The organism is Bremerella volcania, assembly GCF_007748115.1.
Lineage (GTDB): Bacteria > Planctomycetota > Planctomycetia > Pirellulales > Pirellulaceae > Bremerella > Bremerella volcania.
Map to the genome: position 1 here is coordinate 1,145,556 of NZ_CP036289.1, position 16,314 is coordinate 1,161,869.

The window sequence follows — 16,314 nt, forward strand, 5'->3', positions numbered from 1 at the left end:
CTATTTCTTATCCATGCTCATCCGTGTAATCCGTGGTCAAAAAAAACTCTTCTCTCTGTGACCTTTGTGTTCTCTGTGGCTAGTGTCTTTTTCTATTCGTTAGTACACACCAACGGTGGTGCTGCTGGCGAAGCCGTGGAATGGTCGTACGCCGCTGACGCCTTCCCACGGGTAGGTGAGATAAGGCATCTCGCGTTCCCCTTCGTCTCGTTCCAGGAAACCGGGGACGAAGAACTCTTTGGTCAGCGTCGTCAGTTTGACGCGACCTGTCTCGCCGTAAGGAACGGACTGGTAGGGGTCGTCGAACGAAACGACTTCCGTTACGGCCCGCGGCTGCGGAGCGTAGTACGAGATCTTATAGCCATCTTCGGGCGTGACCGGCTTGCTGCATGCCAGACCCATCAGCGTGTTGCCGTAGGTGGGGGTCATGTAGATGCCGCTTTCTTCCGGACCACCACCGAAGAGTTCTTCGATGCAGTAGCGGGTCCACTGTGGCGTAAACTCGGTACCGCCGCTGAAGATGCCGGTGATGCCGACGTCGGCCAGGGTGGTGCCTTTGTCTTCGAGGCCCAGGCACAGCGATTCGATCAGCTTGGGAGTGCCAAACATGCACTTCACGTCGTGACCGGCGGTGAGGACCGTGATCGCCTGATCGATGCAGTGTTTCTTGTACGCTTCCAGTTCGTCCATCTTGCCGCGCTTGATGAGCTTGACCACCCAGCGTGGATCCAAGTCGATGCAGAAGCTAATGCCGCCGCGTACCTGGGCTAGGTGTTCGACCGCCAGACGCAAGCGACGCGGGCCGGAAGGGCCAAGCATCAACCAGTTCGAGCCTTTAGGAAAATACTTGTCTGGCAGCGTTTCGCTGAAGAGGGAATAGTCGGTGCGGAAGTCGTCGATGGCGATCCGGCTCTTGGGGATGCCAGTGGTGCCGCCGGTTTCGAAAACGTAGATCGGCTTGTCGGCATAGGCCTGGGGAACCCAGCGACGAACCGGACCACCGCGAAGCCATTCGTCCTCGAACAGTGGGAACTTCTTCAGGTCGTCGTAACCTTTCACTTCGGTCAGCGGATCGAAGTTGAACTCTTTCTTCTTTTCGAGCCAGAACGGGCAACCGGTCGACTCGTGAAAATGCCACTGGACGATCTCGTAGGTGTGAGCGTCGAGCTTGTCCTTGGCGGACTTGACCGCCGCTTCAACTTCTGGGGTTAGCGTGTCGCTTGCCATGATTCCAATTCAAGCCAACAAGGGAAGGATAGAAGGGACTCGCCGCGGACGACGCTTCGACCGGCGGATCGAGCAGAGGGATGTGACTCTACGGATGGTACCGAGAAAAACTTGTTCTGACAACCTTTGGTTGCCCGAGTATTATTTTCGCGCAACAAAAAAACCTGCAAATCGACAGGTTTTTTCTTCTGGATCAGGAAGCTTCGCACGCGTTTAGGGTGCAAAGTTTTATCAAGTATTCGTCTTGGTCGCTTGAACCGGAGCCCCCAGTTGGGCGAGCATCTGGAGAACGCCGTTCAGGTGGGCGATGCGGGGACCGAACCGATCGACGAACTCATTGAGCATGAATTCGCTATCGATCATGTCGTCGGCCGAGTCGTCAACTTCGTTGGCCAGCGTACCGAGGAAGTCGGCGTGAACCTTACTGAGTGCTTCCGCCGCCAGACGGCACTTCTCGGCCAACTCGGGATGGGCTTTACGCCATGCATTGAGCTCTGCCGTACGCTGTTTCTGCGTATGGACCTGCTGCTGGAGCATCTCTTCCATCAACAGCGTCTGACGTTCCTGAAGCTCAATCATCCGCTTGAGCAGGGCATTCGTTTCTTCCGTGTGAATGGTTTGCTGCATGGGAGATGGGTTGGAGGAGACGTCGACGTGGGTGAATAGGGTAGAAAGATCTTTCGGGTCGAGCGACATAGGTTTGTGGTTCTCCTGGTGGGTCAAGTTTCTCAGTATACTCACCGGCCCCATAGACTGTCGAGCATTTCGTTTCAATGCTGGCTACGCTAGCGGCGGGATATCCGCCGTTACGATTGTTAAAGTCCACCTTTCTGAAACACCGATTCTCAAGATTGGGCCGCGCGCCCAAGCTGCCCCAACACGATATGCTGTCATGAAATGCAAATGGGCGAGATGGAGTGCCTATGTCGAATCGGAACGAAAAATCAGTGCCCACCTTAGGTTTCCTTACCGTGGTGGAGCATACCACTGGTGGTTTATTTGGTGGACTCTTAGTCTTGAATTTGGCAGGACGTCCATTGGAATTCCACTGCACAGCACCGGTAAAGGCGAACCGTGCTCAGGAGATTCTTTATGGTCCTACGCTGAAGCCGTACCTCTTTGGCGAGCAGATTGGTGGTGCTCTGCTGGCGAAGCTCAAATCGCCGACCCTGGCGGTCTGCACCGACAGCGAGCATGTTCTGTCACTTCGCGATCACATCGACATCCCGGTTGCCTTGGTTCCCCCAAGCTGTGTCGAAGACGCGGTAGCTACGGAATCTTCCCCTGAATATCCAAACGAGACCGCTCAACTGGCCGTGGCTCCCCCCCACATTCGCTCCTTTCAACTGGGAAGCTACGAAGTCGCTGTCCGTGCCCAGCACGAGGCGGACCGCGTTACGCTGGAGAGCATGTGGCAAGAGAAGTCGATCGATCTGGATCTGAACGAGCCTTTCACGCGTATCCGCGAAGCGATCGAAGAAGCGCACGGAGTGGGAAAGTAACACGCACCGGCGACGCTCCCCAGGCAAATGGAACCAAACTGAGGCTAAGAAATTGACGGACTCCCTCGAAACGACCTCGCACGATCTCAACATCAAGACCGAGGTCATCCCGCTCGGCTGGACAGCCGCGCTCTCTCGCGCCCCGCAAGTCGCGATCACGTCCGAGAACTTCAAGTCGCAGCGTCCCAAAGTGGTTTCGCTTACGTGTGGCGGACCTAGGATCGGCGTGAAGAGCTTCGTCTTTCCCGAGGCCCCGGCATGGCTCCAGGCACTCGAGAAGAAGTCGCCTCCCAAGAAGGAAGCCGCTAATGAGTCAACCGCCGAAGGGGAATCGCCACGCAAGCCGAAGGCCAAGCGGGTAACTCATATTCGCCCGCCTGGGGATGTCATCAAGCTTGAGGACCGGCTGTACTATCTGCTTCAGCCGTCGCTCGAATCGTTGGTATCAAGCGGCGCGATGGAGTTTCCGTTCGAGCCGTTTCCGTACCAATTCGAGGGGATCGCGTTTCTCTATCCGCGGCATGCGGCCGTCATGGCCGACGAGATGGGGCTCGGCAAGACGATGCAATCGATCAGCACGATGCGAATGCTGCTTCGCGCGGGAGAGATTCGCAGTGTGCTGTTGGTCTGTCCCAAACCGCTGGTATCCAACTGGAAACGCGAGTTCAACCTGTGGGCACCTGAGATTCCGATCAGCGTGATTGAAGGGGACTCGGCCAAGCGAAGCTGGCTTTGGCGAGACAATCAAACCCCGGTGAAGATCGCCAACTACGAGCTGCTGATGCGCGATCAGGAACTGGTCAGCGAAGAAGGGGGGCTCCACTTCGACCTGGTCGTGCTGGACGAAGCCCAACGCATCAAGAACACCAGCAGCACGACGGCCGAGATCGCCAAAGGGATTCCCCGCACACGAAGCTGGGCCCTGACCGGGACGCCGATCGAAAACAGCACGGACGACCTGGTGGGTGTGTTCGAGTTCCTCGCCCCAGGGCTGCTGACCAAGGGGATGAACATCAAGGCCATGAGTTCCACGGCCGGCGAGTACATCATTCGCCGCACCAAAGATCTGGTAATGACCGACATGCCGCCGCGGCTCTATCGCGATGCGGAACTCTATCTTTCGCCGGCTCAGCAGGAAGCGTACGAAATCGCCGAGAAGGAAGGCATCGTTCGTCTGGAAGACATGGGGCAGGAACTGACCGTGCAGCACGTCTTCGAATTAGTTTTGCGGCTCAAGCAGATCTGCAATTTCGATCCGCTGACGGGCGAAAGCGCTAAGATGGATCAATTGAAAGCAGATCTGGAGGAAGTCGCCGCCAGCGGTAAGAAGGCCATCCTGTTCAGCCAGTGGACGCGTACGATCCAAGAGATCCGCAAGCACGTCGAGCCGTTCGGCCCGCTCGAGTACCACGGCAAGGTCCCGCACAAACAGCGGGAAGGGGTGATCGATCAGTTCAAGCACGATCCTTCCAAGCACGTCATCTTGATGAGCTACGGGGCCGGCAGCGTGGGTTTGAACCTGCAGTTCTGCGAGTACGTGTTTCTGTTCGATCGCTGGTGGAACCCGGCGATTGAAGATCAGGCCATTAATCGGGCTCATCGCATCGGAGCCGCCGGCGCCGTCACCATCAGCCGCTATCTGGCCGTAGGAACGATCGAAGATCGCATCAACAAGGTACTGGAAGAAAAGAGAGAACTGTTCAACAGCTTGTTCAGCGAGACGGGTGAGCCTGCCAAAGTGGGCTTCTCGAAAGACGAAATCTTCGGGCTGTTTGACCTGCGAAGTCCCAAGGGGCCGATTCGCTTCGCGGCGTAGTGAAATTCGCTAAGAGGCATCATTCGAGCTACCGCGTCTTGACCCGGAAGTGGCTCACGTAGATATCGCTCAATTGACCATCCTCGATCAGGCGATTCATTTCCATGAGCAGGCGTCGACGGAACATGATCAAGTCGGGGTCTTCGAGTTCTTCGATGGTCGATTCACGGGAGACGATCATCACGCGATCGCGAATCCGGATCTTCTTCTTTTCCAACTCCGCTTGAAGCCCTGCCAGGTCGTTTGGCTCGACCAGGCCGGCCAACGAGAAGTCAAAACGCGTTTGCGTGTTCGCGGCGGGATCGTAGGCGCGAAACGCATAATCGCCGATCGCAATCTCTTGCGGTGGAAGAGCCGGTTTCTCTTCATTCTGAGCCGCCGCGTCCATCTCGGAGCTGCTGCAACCGGCAATCAGCAATAGAACGACCGAGCTGGCCAAGGCAAGGCGTACCATTAAAATCGCTCCAAGGTGACGTCCGAGAATACGAATCGCTTGATCGCGCCCCGGCCAATCGTTTCTTCGGTGTAGTCACGCAGTTGCGAACGGATTAGTTGAAGCTCTGGATCGGCCAAGTCGATCAGGTTTGCATGACGACACGTGCGGATGATCTCGTCGGAGAGTTCTCCTTTACGCTCTTCCAGGTAGGTCCGGACACGCTGCTCATGTTCCTTCGCCACCAGGCAGTGCAACTGGTAATGCAGCGCGACGCTCTCCTGGTACGTATCGAAGTCTGGGTGCCTGCTCGGATCGTCGGCGATCAGAACCGTGATCGTGAAATACCCCAGATCGATTTCGACCCAGTCTCGCTTTTCCAGCGAGAGCAACAGTTCCTCGTCGGCCGACGCCGACTTCTCGCACCCGAAGATGGCAATGCTGCCCAAAAGGATCAGCAGCAGGGCCCAGGCTTTTTGGTCGATCGAATTGGTCCAGTGGAAAGCGGCTTGCATCGAAGCGTAACTCGTTACCGGGAAAAAGGTTTCGTGCACGTTCGAAAAGATAGGCCATGTCGTCGAATCGTCGAACGGAAACACATGAATTCGCACATTTCCGCAGGACTTACCTTGCGGTTCGTACGGATTGTGTCGCAAGTCTATTAGGGTGAAGGAGTTATGAGGTAGCGTGAGAGGCCGGAATTGCGACCTAGACTTGAGTGTACGTCGATTTATTCGAAAAGAGCCGCACGTTATGTCTCAGATTCGCAATTCGCTCGCAGCGCGACTCTCCCCTTGGTTCAAGGCTACCTGGGTGCGAATTGCTGCGCTGGCAGCGTTTGTTTTCCTGGTCGGCTGCGGCACGCCTTATCCTCAGAAAGAACGGGCCGCCAAGGACATGCCCGACGCTTTGGTACCCGTTGAGGTCGACCTGGGGAAATTTGAGTGCACCATCCCCAATGACAAGACGAACAGCACCATCCAGATCGACTTCCACGCATTCGCCAAGATGCCGAGGTATAAATCTCAGGAACTCGAGCCACTCCTAGAGTCGCATCAGAGTCGCTTTCGGCATGACGTTTTATTGCGGGTACGAAAGTTCGATCGTCCCACACTCAACGATCCCGACCTGGCCCAATTGCGAGAGGCCCTGCTGGCCGCAGTTGGTGAGGTCCTCAAGGAAAACAAGATTGAAATGGTTGGCTTCTACCATTTTCAATTCCTGGAAGAATAACGCCGCCAGCTGACCATAAAAAAGGGACTCGCAGTGCGAATCCCCTATAAGCTTTGGTCAGGGGGAAGAAGCCCCCAGGACAACGGGAGATTACTCCTCTTCGTCGTCGCCCCAGTCGTCTTCTTCATCGTCGTCGTCGAAGTCGTCTTCTTCGTCGTCTTCGTCTTCCCAATCGTCGTCGTCTTCGACTTCTTCCCAGTCGTTCTCTTCGTCGTCCGACTCGTCAAGGTCGTCTTCGTCTTCGAACTCTTCATCGTCTTCGAAGTCTTCGTCCCAGTCCTCATCGTAATCGTCTTCTTCGTCGTCATCCTCGTCTTCATCTTCATCGGGGACTTCGTCGTCGTAGCCGTCGTCGTCTTCGTAGAGTTCGTCTTCTTCGTCTTCGATCGGAGGGGCTTGGGCCGACGGCTGTGCCGGGCTCAAGAGGGCCGTGGCGGCTCCCTCGGCGACCAGGTCGTCGTTATCGATGGCAGGGCTTTGTGGGGCAAGTGTGATCGTCACCGATGTCTCCTTTTGATCGTCAACCTGACTGGCCGCAGACGTGTCGGTCTCGGCTTCGAATCGTCGAAACTCATCTTTTCGGGGCAAATCTTCCAGGGACCGAAATCCGAACGTTCGCAGGAAGGCGGGCGAAGTCGCATACAGGAAAGGTCGTCCCAGTTCCTCGCTTCTTCCTTTGATCTGGACTAAATCCCGATCCATTAACTGACGAATTATTTCGCCGCAGTTTACTCCGCGAATCGCCTCGACGTCGGCCCGCAGGACCGGTTGTCGGTAAGCGATGATCGCTAGCGTTTCCATGGCCGGCGTCGATAACCGCGTGGGGTCGTCTCCGCCAACGACTCGCCGAACCCAGTCGGCAAATTTTCCCCGAGTCAGCAGTTGGTAACCGCCAGCCAGCTCTTCCACGCGGAACGCTCGGTTAGCCGCGTCGTAAAGCTTATTCAGGGAACGCACTAGTGTACGGGCTTCGGTTCCATCCGCCAAGTTGGCAAGCTGGGCCAATTTACGGGAAGTTAGCGGTTGTTTGGCAAGGAACAAAATGGTCTCTAACCGCTGCATCCGACGGTTCCGTACAACCGGACCTTTGGCCTTTTTCGGCTGTCGTTGCCGTTTTCTTCGGTAAACTCGGGTAAGAATCTTGCGAGCATTTCCAGAACTGCTTGCGCAAGAAGTGCCTGGACCCCAAGGACGGGCCGTATGCCGGTTCACAAAATGGGAGTTCCGATGCCGCAACTAGGAATGCCCTACGAAGAAAACTACCACAGAGTCCTACTTTCTAGCGGAACGCGGGCAAAGGTCAAATGGTGATAGCAGTTTGGCAGAAAGATGTTACTGAAAACTGGGCGAGCCTTGCGGGGCTTGGCTTTGCGTACTCGTCGTAGGCAGCCTTACTGCAGCACCGGCAATTCGTTGGGTTTGCGTTCAGGCCGCTGCGGCGTCTCTGCTTCGTCGAAACGCTGATCTGTATCCAAGTCGCCGAGAGGGCGGTTCTGCTTGGGTGCCCCAAACAGAGTCAGCCTGGCCGTTTTCACCAGTCCGCTCAGTGAAGAGAAAGTTGCATCGACGGCGCTCGGTTCGTAACCGCTATGGACCATGCAGTTGGCGCACTTGGGGTTGCCGCTTTGGGTGCCGTAGTTGTCCCACTCGACCTCTTCCAATAGCTCGGCAAACGTTTGCGTGTGCCCTTCGTCGACCAGGTAACATGGCTTCTGCCAGCCGAAGATGTTGTAGGTAGGGTTTCCCCACGGAGTGCACTCGAGGTCGTAGTTCCCTTTGAGGAACTCAACAAACAGCGGGCTTTGATTGAACTGCCAGGCCTTCTTCGGAGCGGACAAAATCTCGCGAAACAGGCGATACGTTTGATTTCGCTTGAGGAAGTGATCCTGATCGGGGGCCTTCTCGTAGCTGTAGCCTGGGGAAAGCATCATCCCTTCGACGCCGAGTTCCATCATCTCGTCGAAGAAGCCGCGAATCCGTTCCGGTTGGGCTCCATCGAACAGCGTAGTGTTGGTCGTGACGCGGAAGCCTTGCTTGAGGGCCGCTTTGATCGCGCTGACGGCGATGTCGTACGTTCCTTCCCGGCAGACGGCGTGGTCGTGTTCTTCACGCGGGCCGTCCATGTGAACCGAAAAGGTAAGGTACTTGCTCGGCGTGAACTGCGAGAGCGCCTTCTCGAGCTTCAGCGCGTTCGTGCAGAGATAGATGTACTTCTTACGCTTAATCAGTCCCTCGACGATCTCCGGCATTTGCGGGTGCAGCAGAGGTTCGCCGCCTGGGATGCTGACGATGGGGGCTCCGCACTCATCGACTGCCTGAAAGCACTGCTCAGGGGTGAGCTGTTTACGGAGGATCTCGACCGGGAACTGAATCTTGCCGCAGCCGGCACAGGCCAGGTTACAGCGGAAGAGTGGTTCGAGCATCAGGACCAGCGGGTAACGCTTGCGGCCGAGAAGCTTTTGTTTGAGGACGTACGACGCGACGGTCCACATTTGCGAGATTGGGACACTCATCGCGATCCTTCTTTCGTTTCGCTCGATTTTTTGGCCCACGTGGCCAAGGCCAGCAGTGGGAAGTAGATGCGGTAATAGTGGTAGCGGAGATAGAAGACCTGGGGGAAACCGGTGCCGGTGTAAGGCTCTTCGTCCCAGGTACCGTCTTCCTTCTGCGTCGAAAGGAGATAGCTGATCCCCCGGCGAACGGCATCGCTATCTTCATGGCCAGCAGCCATCAGGCCCAACAGCGCCCAGGCCGTCTGCGATGGCGTGGGCGTGCCGATTCCTTTGAGGTTGGGGTTCTCGTAGCTGTCGCACGTTTCGCCCCAGGCACCGGACTGCTGCTGGGTGTCGATCAGCCACTGGGCTCCACGCTGGACGGCCTCGTCGTCGGTTGGAATCCCTACCGCGGTCAGTCCTACCAGACACTGCCAGGTGCCATAGACGTAGTTGACCCCCCAGCGGCCAAACCATGATCCATCTTCGTACTGATTGTCGCGGATGTAGGTAATCGCTTTGCGAACCACGTCCCCCAGCTTGCCGCGGCTGTTTTGGTTCACGCCGAGCAGACCGTACGCCTCAATCACGCGGGCCGATAAGTCTGGCCAGCTTGGATCGATCATGGCGTTGTGATCGGCGAAGGGGACCTTACACAGAAACTCGGCGTCGTTGTTCTTATCGAAGGCGCCCCAGCCGCCGTCGTGGTTCTGCATCTCGGCGCTCCAGGCCAGGGCCCTTTTGGTGGCACCGGAGACCTTATCGAGCAGCACGGCCTGACTGACGGCATCGTCGGCCGAAACCTTGTTCGAGGTGGTGACGATCGTGGTGTTTTCCCACGATTGACCAGGGTGCACTTCCAACGAAACGCCGCACTCGGCCAGTTGCTCCTGCAGGGCCATCAAGGCCATCGCGGTATCGTCGAGATCGGGATAGAACTCGTTGTTGAATTCGAAGTACCAGCCGCCAGGCTCGCAGCGGACGTTGTTGGTCCAGTCCCCTTGGTCGCGAACTTCCTTGGAAAGCATCCAGTCGATCGCTTTCCGCATTCTTGGTTCGTCGGCTCCATGGCGAGCAGCTGCCAAGGCACGCAATGTGATGGTCGTATCCCAGACGGGGCTCTTGCACGGCTGAATGCGTGTCGTGCCGGCCTCTTCATCGTGAAGCATCAGCTTGTCGATCTCGTCCCAGCAGTACCTTACCGCTTGGTGGTCGTCGTCGTAGCCGAGAGCCTTGAAAGCGACGATGCTCCAAAGGATCGGCGGGAAAATCGCCCCCAGGCCGTCACTCTTGGGCATGCGATCGAGGATCCACTTTTCGCACAGCTTGAGTGCACGTGATCGCAGGGGACGAAGTCGCAGCTTTTCGATTTTCTTCAAACAACGATCGGCCGTGCGAAAGAAACGATCCCACGTGAATAAACCCTTCGCTTTTTCCTGGCCAGGGCAGCGAAGTTCTGGCCACTGGTGGGGCTGCTTGATAAACAGTTCTTTGATCGAGCATTCTTCCGAGCGATCGACGACCGGTCGCAATGCCCAGCAGATCGCCAGGGGAATGAAGATCGTGCGCGACCAACTGCTCATGCGGTAAATGTTCAGCGGGAACCAACTGGGCAGCAGGATCATTTCCGGCGGAATGGCTGGGCAGATCTCCATGGGGATCTGACCCAATAAGGCCAGGTACAGCCGAGTGAAGCTGTTCACGGCGTCGGCACCGCCCGCTTGCAGGATGGCATCCCGGGCTTTGATCATATAGTCGGCCGATGCCTTGTGGCCGGTGAGCTTCAGGGCGAAGTATGCCTTGACGCTCGAACTGATGTCGATCTTGGCTTCCGGGTACTGAGCCCAGGTGCCGTCTTCACGCTGTTGCTCAAGGAGCTTCTTAGAGAGACGCTGGGCGACGTCCGATTGTTCGCGGCCAGCCCACGCCAGCAGCAAAAGGTACTCACTTTGAAGGATCGAGTCCCCTTCGAGTTCGGCACACCAATACCCTTCGGTGGCTTGCTGGGAGAGTAGCCAGTTCGAGGTGCGCTCCATGGCAGTTGAAAGCGTAGGAGCGTTGCCGACGCGCTGCGCGGCGTCTCCATCGGGTCGCCGATCTCGGGCGAGTGAGGAGGATCCATCCATCATGGCTAATTCATCACGGACTAAGGGGGAAGAATCAGTTCGTCCAAGCCTTCAGCCTATGCCAGAATGACAATCGGAGCAAGCCAGACCTACGGGCCGCTGGCCGGTAGAACACGATAAATGACGACCGTGGGGTTCTCTGGATTGCCCAATTGATACTCGGTTGGCTCCAGAACGCCCTGACTTTCCATTTGCGCAAACAAATCTCGGGTGACGTCACTCGGAAAGCCATAATTCCCGGGACTACGGAATCGCTCGATTTCGCCCCAGTGTACATAGATCCAAGCGATGTTGGCTTCTGCTAAATGAGCCTGGCGCTCTTCTTTGGTCATATTGACCAATTGCGTCATGGTCGAGTCGTTGAAGCAGGTGTGATAGAAGACCGGAGGCTGTAAGTAAAAAAGTGCCGCATCTCCCGTTACTAGGACGGCATCGCCTGGGGCGACGTTCTCATTCAAATAAGCGATTGCCCCGGAAGTGTGAGATTTTGCCAGCGCATCGAGCGAAACGAAGATTCGCGGATCGAGCTTGATCGACTGCGTTTGATTCACCAGCATCAGCGCGGCGAAGAGACTCAGCCCCAGCCAAATGCGCAATGCCACTCGTCCCGCTATAAACGGAGCAATCTTCTGAGCTCCGATGCCAGCCAGCAGGCAACCCAACGGAATCGCCGGGATGAGAAATCGTTCCAGACGATGCGAAAGCCCCCACCACACAATCCAGCACGTGGCCAACAGAATCACCAAAGGGATGACCAGCTTTCGACTGGGGGAGAAGAGCCCGCAGATGGCCAGGGGAACAATCGCCAGCCCTGCCCAGGGGCTACGGCCAAAGGGCGTCATGATTCCACTTGCGAGTTGGCTCATGGAATAGCGATTGCCATCCGCATTGATCGGAACCTGGTGGGCTCGATTCCACTGCTCGATTTGATCTTCCGAGCGAACGTCGGTTGGGAATACATTTCCAGCCAAAGGAAAGACAGGGTTACCGGTATCGATCGTGTTGCGGATCAGCCAAGGTGAAATGACCATGGTAACCGCAACCACATGCATCAGCAGCAGACGCCAGTCGCGACCAGCCGCAAACACCCAGAACGCAAAGACCGGCAGCACCACGACCAGCAGGGCAGGGTACTTCACACTGAACGCCATACCGGCCATCAGACCCGAGAGAATTGCCAGCCCGTCGCGGTGACCTTCTTTCTGTGGGTCATTCAGGACGATCAGTACCGGGTAGGCCGCCGCCAGGGTGAAGAACGCCCAGACCCCGTCGACCAGCCCGGTTCCACTTTGATAGGTCAGCCAAGGAACCGCAATTGCCGCAACAGCCGCGGCGCGACCACCCCACACTCCCATCAAACGTTTCCCGGCTCCATAGAGAAGCCCAGCCGTCAGCAGCGTAAACAGACCGATGATCAACTTGCCCACTAAGGCCCCGGTCAGCCAGGCCTGTTTGCCAGTCAGAACGACCATCGGCAGCAAGGCCCACATTTCCGCACCCATCGGCATGCCGCTGTAAACATTATTGGGCAGCACGCGGATCTGGCCGATGATGTGCCACTCTTTGGGCACCAGCAGGTGATATTCCAGTACGTCGTATTCATATGGGGGCAGAATCGAAACGCCAATGATGAACAAACACAATGGAGCCGCAGCCAACAGCCACCACCACGATTCTCCCTCGGGCTGCTCCGTTTTGGGGTCTTCGAGTTCCACTTCCCTTTCGCGTGGTGCGAAGAGTTGCTTCTTCCAGGCAGCCCCAAGCGCGACGAAAAGAATGGCCAGCGAAAGGACCATGGCAAGCGGTCGATCTAGCAGACCGCACATCCCCAGCACGGCGGTTGCCCACGAGACGATCGTCAGCCCGATCGCTAGCCGCATGACGATACCATCGACGCGGCCAAAGAAATCGAGCAGTTTCAGGCGGACTAGCAGGAATTCACCCAGGGCGTAGCTGAACAGCAGCATCACCGCCGTGATGAGTATCACCCCGAGTCGATCCAGCAGACCCAGTGGCATTTCCCCCCCGCCAAACCACAAGCTGATACTTTCCGGCAGCAACAGAAGACCAGTCTGCACCAGCATGCCACGCGTGGGCAGATAGGCCGTTTCCCCTGGCTGAGGTGCCGGCCATGGCATGGGAACGGAGAGGTACCACAGGGCGTAAACGATCGCTCCAACGATGAAAATCCATACGCACAGCGGTGCTTCCCAAGGAGAGGAAGCGTCTTTCGGCATTCGTTCAGGGCGTTTTTTGCGTGACACCGGGCGATTGGCTTTGATGGGCTGACGTGGCTGCTTGGGGCGACTATGCTAAGCTTCTTGAATCAGTATTTACCTACACCAAGCATGGCCCGTAAATTCTAACGGGTTTCCTACCACCTCGCCTAACCCCCGTGCCGCTGGGATAGAATTCATGGCCGCCTCCCCATCGCGACTTTCCGGAATCTTCACCCCCAATATCGTTCCCCTGGATACTCATGGTGATATTCACGAGGCCGAACTGCGGCGCTACGTCGACTGGTTGATCGAAAAGGGAGTTCACGGGCTCTATCCCAACGGCTCGACCGGTGAGTTCCTGCGATTCACCGTGGAAGAGCGTCGCCGGATCATCGCGATCATCGCCGATCAAACCCGAGGGCGCGTCCCGATCCTCGCCGGTGCCGCTGAAGCCAACGTCAAGGAAACACTCAAAGCGTGCGAAGCCTACCACGAGATGGGCTGCCGCGCAGTGGCGATCGTTTCGCCGTTTTACTACAAGCTGAGCCCCTCGGCCGTATACGCCTACTTCAAGGAAATCGGCGACAATACACCCATCGACGTGACGCTATACAACATTCCGATGTTCGCCTCGCCGATCGACGTGCCAACCGTTCGCCGCCTGGCCGAAGAGTGCCCGCGGGTTGTGGCGATCAAGGATTCGTCTGGCGACTTGCCACACATGATGCGAATGATTTCGGCCGTTCGTCCCGTGCGTCCTGACTTCAGTTTCATGACCGGCTGGGATGCGGCCCTGATGCCCATGCTGCTGATCGGTTGCGATGGCGGTACCAATGCGACCAGCGGCGTCGTTCCGGAGATCACGCGCCGTCTGTACGACCTGACGCTGCTGGGACGAATCGACGAAGCCCGCGACCTGCAGTACCGGCTGCTGACGCTTTTCGACGCAATGATCCAGAACTGCGAGTTCCCCGAAGGTTTCCGCGCCGCACTCGCACTGCGCGGCTTCAAGCCTGGTAGCGGCCGCCAGCCGCAATCCCCCAGCCAGAAGTTGGAAGTGGAGATCCTCCGCAAGGAACTGCAGTGCCTGCTCTCGGCCGAAGGCTTCGTGAACGAGCCGGTGGGTGGCTGCCCGGCCGGTCAAACCTCGGCCAATCCCGACGACGTGGCACGCATTGTTGCCGGTGTTGTGGAAGAACTGCGACGTTTGGGACTGGCGACGTAGTGGTTGATTAGCCTGCGTTTGGGATGCCTGTATCGCTGCCCCTCTCTGAACATCTTCTTTTCGTTGAGGATTGGTTCGTGAGTTCGATAACCAGAAGAGCAAGTTTGGAAATGGTGTACGCAACATCGTGGAAATGGCTTGGGTGCGGCTTCTGTTGCCTTATTGGGCTGGTAGCCGGCACATCATGTAGTCCGCCACAGGCCCGCCCGACGATCCAGGATGTGAGGCAAGCACTCAACGACGGTGATGAAGATCGAGTCGAAGAGATCCTTTCTGCTTACCTTGCCGAGCATCCCGATAGCGTGGAAGCACTTCGGGGTCGGGGTGGCATGTACGCCGTGTTGGGCGAAATGGATCAAGCATTGGAAGATCTGAACCGAGCGTTGAAGATTGCCCCGGATGATGGCGTTGCCTTGAACAATCGAGCTCTTGTATTCAAGGAGATGAACCGCAAGGATGAGGCCATCGCAGATTACGAAAAGGCCATTGTCTGCGGTTTTGACGAAGCCAGCTTGCGCAACAATCTTGCCATTCTTTACTCTTCAACCGACAGGAAACAGAAAGCGGTTGAACACTATGGGGAAGCGATTCGCTTTGATCCCTCGGACGTCGTATTCTATCTGAACCGTGGCGCGTGCCTGGTAGACCTGGGAGAAATCGACCCAGGAATCGCGGACTTTACCTCGGCCATTACTTTGGCTCCAAATGATTATCGGGCTTACGCGTTGCGATACAACGCCTACGTTGAAAAGGGGGAGTTGGACAAAGCGCGACCCGACGGAGAGAAGGCTCATCAACTAAACCCCGATTGGAAGATGTGGGCGAGTGCCGATCCTTCTTCTGCCGACAACACGCAAATTCAGGAAGACTGACTGGTAAAAAGGACGGGGTTCTATTCTCCTCCTCAACAAGCTCTCTTCAAAACGCGTCAAGAAACAAAAAAGGGCGTTCCACTCTGGGAACGCCCCTTCGCCCTCCTGGGATTTGGGTCGTTAGGGGAGGATGTACCGCAGGCTGTTGCGGATCGGTTGGCCTTCGGTATAAACCTTCGGCTGGCCTAAGAGGCCACGTCCGACGTACGAGTTGTCGTTCATCGGGATGATCGGCAACACAGGCCGGAACGTCGTGCGGTCGACCGGGTACACGGCGGCATTAGGAACCGGGACTGGGCCAGTCACGATGGGTGTCTGAATCACCGGTGGGTTGTTGTAAGCGATCGTCGTGACAGGACGATTGACGACAACCGGGGTGCCAATAGTGGTCACGGGAGCCGAATACGTTGCCGGGGCCGTGTACTGAACTCGCTGCACGCCGTTGTTAATCGAGTGCCACGGGTTCGGGTTTACCGGTTCGACGTAATAGGAAGTTTGCGTCTGGTAGGCGGGATACTCGACGCGGCGAACTTCCTGCTGGATTGGCTGCGGGTTGTCATAGATCACGGTGCGGGGCTCATTGGAGTACTGCACGACGGTCTGTTGCGGCTGGCTCTCGACGACGGTGCGCGAAGGTGTTTCGACCGGCTGACCGACGTACGTTCGCAGAACGGTTTCCTGCTGGTTGATCGGCGTGATGGCCGAGGCACGCTGCACGGTGGACGAAGGATCGGCGGTGCCGTTGGAGGACGAAAGCTCGATCGCTCCGGGATCTTTCAAATCACCAGGAGCCGCCAAGCGGGTCAGGGGGCGGTCTTCGTTGTAGGTGGCGTCGACCCATTTGATCGTCGGTTCATCCTGCGCGTAAAGCAGGGCGGGGGCCGCAAACATAACGCAGGCGGCAAGCGTGGTCTTCCTGAACATGGGGAACCTCTTTTCTTCTCACAGGGTCATTTGGGGAACGCTCTATCATATTGCAACCGCTATGCCGAGAAGGCAAATAATTAGCGAAAGCGGCCTGACAGCATCCCTAGCCGCCAATGCCAGCAAGACCGCGCAAGTCGAACATGCGGAAATGGTTGCTGACGGTCCGCAGCGAGTGAAAAGCAGCGCAAAGAGTAAAGTGCCAGCGTTTGGTCACTCGCCGCCGGCAAACGGATCTTGTAACA

General features: G+C 57.0%; 14 protein-coding genes. 5 read left to right on the forward strand and 9 right to left on the reverse strand.

What is annotated here, in order from left to right; genetic code table 11:
• Positions 1-99: 99 nt before the first annotated feature.
• Positions 100-1,227 carry a hypothetical protein gene (locus Pan97_RS04510; protein WP_144970946.1) on the reverse strand — a complete coding sequence of 376 codons (1,128 nt, stop codon included), beginning with the start codon at positions 1,225-1,227 and terminating at the stop codon, positions 100-102.
• Positions 1,228-1,458: 231 nt separating this feature from the next.
• Positions 1,459-1,923 (reverse strand): hypothetical protein, encoded by a 465-nt coding sequence (locus Pan97_RS04515; protein WP_196782281.1) that lies wholly within the window; start codon positions 1,921-1,923, stop codon positions 1,459-1,461.
• A 227-nt stretch (positions 1,924-2,150) separates the two neighbouring features.
• Here Pan97_RS04515 and Pan97_RS04520 point away from each other — a divergent pair, with 227 nt between their 5' ends.
• Both Pan97_RS04520 and Pan97_RS04525 read left to right on the forward strand, forming a co-directional pair.
• Positions 2,151-2,729: a hypothetical protein gene (locus Pan97_RS04520; RefSeq protein WP_144970947.1), complete on the forward strand. Its 579-nt coding sequence runs from the start codon at positions 2,151-2,153 to the stop codon at positions 2,727-2,729.
• Positions 2,730-2,883: 154 nt separating this feature from the next.
• Complete coding sequence (locus Pan97_RS04525; RefSeq protein ID WP_449240268.1) at positions 2,884-4,545, forward strand: DEAD/DEAH box helicase; 1,662 nt, start codon at positions 2,884-2,886, stop codon at positions 4,543-4,545.
• 28 nt (positions 4,546-4,573) lie between these two features.
• Here Pan97_RS04525 and Pan97_RS04530 read toward each other — a convergent pair whose 3' ends face one another.
• Together Pan97_RS04530 and Pan97_RS04535 are read right to left on the reverse strand one after the other, a co-directional pair.
• Positions 4,574-4,999: a flagellar basal body-associated FliL family protein gene (locus Pan97_RS04530; protein WP_144970949.1), complete on the reverse strand. Its 426-nt coding sequence runs from the start codon at positions 4,997-4,999 to the stop codon at positions 4,574-4,576.
• Entirely contained in the window at positions 4,999-5,493 is a 495-nt protein-coding gene (locus Pan97_RS04535) for a hypothetical protein (protein ID WP_144970950.1), read from the reverse strand. Before Pan97_RS04535 ends, Pan97_RS04530 begins: the two co-directional genes overlap by 1 nt.
• A 238-nt stretch (positions 5,494-5,731) precedes the next feature.
• On the opposite strand from Pan97_RS04535, the gene Pan97_RS04540 reads away from it, so the two are divergent.
• Positions 5,732-6,211, forward strand: a complete 480-nt coding sequence (locus tag Pan97_RS04540; RefSeq protein WP_144970951.1) for a hypothetical protein — start codon at positions 5,732-5,734, stop codon at positions 6,209-6,211.
• Positions 6,212-6,301: 90 nt separating this feature from the next.
• On the opposite strand, the gene scpB is transcribed toward Pan97_RS04540, so the two are convergent.
• The 4 genes from scpB to Pan97_RS04560 all read right to left on the reverse strand — a co-directional run bounded on the left by scpB (position 6,302) and on the right by Pan97_RS04560 (position 13,066).
• Entirely contained in the window at positions 6,302-7,273 is a 972-nt protein-coding gene (gene scpB / locus Pan97_RS26470) for an SMC-Scp complex subunit ScpB (RefSeq protein WP_196782282.1), read from the reverse strand.
• Between the two features lie 329 nt (positions 7,274-7,602).
• Positions 7,603-8,724, reverse strand: coding sequence for an adenosyl-hopene transferase HpnH (gene hpnH, locus Pan97_RS04550; protein ID WP_144970952.1), 1,122 nt, complete (start codon positions 8,722-8,724; stop codon positions 7,603-7,605).
• On the reverse strand, positions 8,721-10,832 hold the full coding sequence (locus Pan97_RS04555; protein ID WP_196782283.1) for a terpene cyclase/mutase family protein: 2,112 nt from the start codon (positions 10,830-10,832) through the stop codon (positions 8,721-8,723). The genes hpnH and Pan97_RS04555 overlap by 4 nt, the downstream gene beginning before the upstream one ends.
• An 86-nt stretch (positions 10,833-10,918) precedes the next feature.
• Positions 10,919-13,066, reverse strand: a complete 2,148-nt coding sequence (locus Pan97_RS04560; RefSeq protein ID WP_144970953.1) for a glycosyltransferase family 39 protein — start codon at positions 13,064-13,066, stop codon at positions 10,919-10,921.
• 178 nt (positions 13,067-13,244) lie between these two features.
• On the opposite strand from Pan97_RS04560, the gene Pan97_RS04565 reads away from it, so the two are divergent.
• Positions 13,245-14,273, forward strand: a complete 1,029-nt coding sequence (locus Pan97_RS04565; protein WP_144970954.1) for a dihydrodipicolinate synthase family protein — start codon at positions 13,245-13,247, stop codon at positions 14,271-14,273.
• Positions 14,274-14,494: 221 nt separating this feature from the next.
• Positions 14,495-15,145 carry a tetratricopeptide repeat protein gene (locus Pan97_RS04570; RefSeq protein ID WP_165698608.1) on the forward strand — a complete coding sequence of 217 codons (651 nt, stop codon included), beginning with the start codon at positions 14,495-14,497 and terminating at the stop codon, positions 15,143-15,145.
• Between the two features lie 120 nt (positions 15,146-15,265).
• Here the strand turns inward: Pan97_RS04570 and Pan97_RS04575 are convergent, their stop codons facing one another.
• Positions 15,266-16,069 (reverse strand): hypothetical protein, encoded by an 804-nt coding sequence (locus tag Pan97_RS04575; protein ID WP_144970956.1) that lies wholly within the window; start codon positions 16,067-16,069, stop codon positions 15,266-15,268.
• Positions 16,070-16,314: the final 245 nt, after the last annotated feature.

What these genes read in the sequence shown, in the direction of transcription:
- Pan97_RS04540 (WP_144970951.1), top strand. Translation starts at nt 5,732, where the DNA reads ATGTCTCAGATTCGCAATTCGCTCGCAGCGCGACTCTCCCCTTGGTTC.
- scpB (WP_196782282.1), bottom strand. Translation starts at nt 7,273, where the DNA reads ATGCAGCGGTTAGAGACCATTTTGTTCCTTGCCAAACAACCGCTAACT.
- Pan97_RS04510 (WP_144970946.1), bottom strand. Translation starts at nt 1,227, where the DNA reads ATGGCAAGCGACACGCTAACCCCAGAAGTTGAAGCGGCGGTCAAGTCC.
- Pan97_RS04520 (WP_144970947.1), top strand. Translation starts at nt 2,151, where the DNA reads ATGTCGAATCGGAACGAAAAATCAGTGCCCACCTTAGGTTTCCTTACC.
- Pan97_RS04555 (WP_196782283.1), bottom strand. Translation starts at nt 10,832, where the DNA reads ATGATGGATGGATCCTCCTCACTCGCCCGAGATCGGCGACCCGATGGA.
- Pan97_RS04560 (WP_144970953.1), bottom strand. Translation starts at nt 13,066, where the DNA reads ATGCCGAAAGACGCTTCCTCTCCTTGGGAAGCACCGCTGTGCGTATGG.
- Pan97_RS04565 (WP_144970954.1), top strand. Translation starts at nt 13,245, where the DNA reads ATGGCCGCCTCCCCATCGCGACTTTCCGGAATCTTCACCCCCAATATC.
- Pan97_RS04515 (WP_196782281.1), bottom strand. Translation starts at nt 1,923, where the DNA reads ATGTCGCTCGACCCGAAAGATCTTTCTACCCTATTCACCCACGTCGAC.
- hpnH (WP_144970952.1), bottom strand. Translation starts at nt 8,724, where the DNA reads ATGAGTGTCCCAATCTCGCAAATGTGGACCGTCGCGTCGTACGTCCTC.
- Pan97_RS04530 (WP_144970949.1), bottom strand. Translation starts at nt 4,999, where the DNA reads ATGGTACGCCTTGCCTTGGCCAGCTCGGTCGTTCTATTGCTGATTGCC.
- Pan97_RS04535 (WP_144970950.1), bottom strand. Translation starts at nt 5,493, where the DNA reads ATGCAAGCCGCTTTCCACTGGACCAATTCGATCGACCAAAAAGCCTGG.
- Pan97_RS04575 (WP_144970956.1), bottom strand. Translation starts at nt 16,069, where the DNA reads ATGTTCAGGAAGACCACGCTTGCCGCCTGCGTTATGTTTGCGGCCCCC.